A 1,350-nucleotide genomic window follows, 5' to 3' on the forward strand; every position below is an offset into this window, starting at 1 on the left:
TTGCCATTGCCCGAGTTCGAACATGCGCCTGGCCTCGGGCATCTGCCCGAGTATCGATCTGACCGATGCCGGTGCCTTGCTGGGTTTGGGCGTGGACGGCTCGGCGTCCAACGATGCCTCGAACATGATGCTCGAAGCACGTCAGGCCCTGTACATCCAGCGCCTGCGCTACGGCGCCGAGAAGATCACCCCAGAGCGCGTGCTCGGCTGGGCGACCAAAGGTTCGGCCAGTCTGTTGGGGCGTACCGATATAGGTGAACTGGCCGTGGGCAAGCAGGCCGACCTGGCCCTGTTCAAGCTGGATGAACTGCGCTTCTCCGGCAGCCATGATCCGGTCTCGGCACTGCTGCTGTGCGGCGCCGATCGCGCGGACCGGGTGATGGTCGGCGGCAAGTGGCGGGTGATCGATGGGCAGGTCGAAGGGCTGGATCTGAAGGGGTTGATTGCCGATCACAGCCAGGCGGCTCGGCAGTTGATCGCCGGGGTCTGACACACCCAGATCAAAACTGTGGGAGCGAGCTTGCTCGCGATGGCGGCATGTCAGTCGACATATTTTGTGAATGACACACCGCYATCGCGAGCAAGCTCGCTCCCACATTGGTTTTGTGGAGGGTCAAGGCCATCTGGATTGGCGCACCAGTGGGTGGCAGCCGTGCAAGGGCATGCACTTTTATCGGACTTCAAAGACCCATTGCGAGCCAGCTCGCGATGTCATCACCGCGGATTCATGTTTTGTTGTCTTGTTGGTCAGCAATTTGCATTGCTCTGTGCAAGCCCGAGAGCCCAGCCAACCTCACAACAAAATGGAGTTCCAATTCATGCACAACCGTCCGTTGAAGAAGCTGCTTTGCGCCGTTGCGGCGGCCATCGGTCTGAGCGCCGGTCTGACCGTCAGTGCCAACGAACCGCTGAAAGTCGGCTTCGTCTATATCGGTCCGATCGGTGACCACGGCTGGACGTATCAGCATGAACAGGGGCGCAAGGAACTGGCAGAAAAATTCGGTGCGCAGATCACCACCAACTACGTGGAAAACGTCGCCGAAGGCGCCGACGCCGAGCGGGTGATCCGCAACATGGCCAAGGACAAATACGACCTGATCTTCACTACCTCCTTCGGCTACATGAACCCGACGGTGAAAGTTGCCAAACAGTTTCCCAAGGTGACCTTCGAAYACGCCACCGGCTACAAGCAGGACAAGAACCTCGGCACTTACCTGGCGCGCACTTATGAGGGCCGCTACGTCGGCGGCTTCCTTGCGGCGAAGATGACCAAGACCAAAAAAGTCGGCTACGTCGCCTCGTTCCCGATCCCGGAAGTGATCCGCGACATCAACGCCATCCAGCTGGCCC

The 1,350-nt window shown here is 59.6% G+C and carries 2 protein-coding genes; both read left to right on the plus strand.

Annotated elements, in window-relative coordinates:
- On the plus strand, positions 1 to 490 hold a 490-nt coding region (locus tag AC1DVH_RS31195), incomplete at its 5' end, for an amidohydrolase family protein (RefSeq protein WP_477757030.1).
- A gap of 328 nt (positions 491 to 818) precedes the next feature.
- Positions 819 to 1,350, plus strand: a 532-nt coding sequence (locus AC1DVH_RS31200) for a BMP family ABC transporter substrate-binding protein (RefSeq protein WP_477757031.1), incomplete at its 3' end; no start/stop codon positions are given.

It is taken from the genome of Pseudomonas sp. P4_C3 (genome assembly GCF_056402075.1).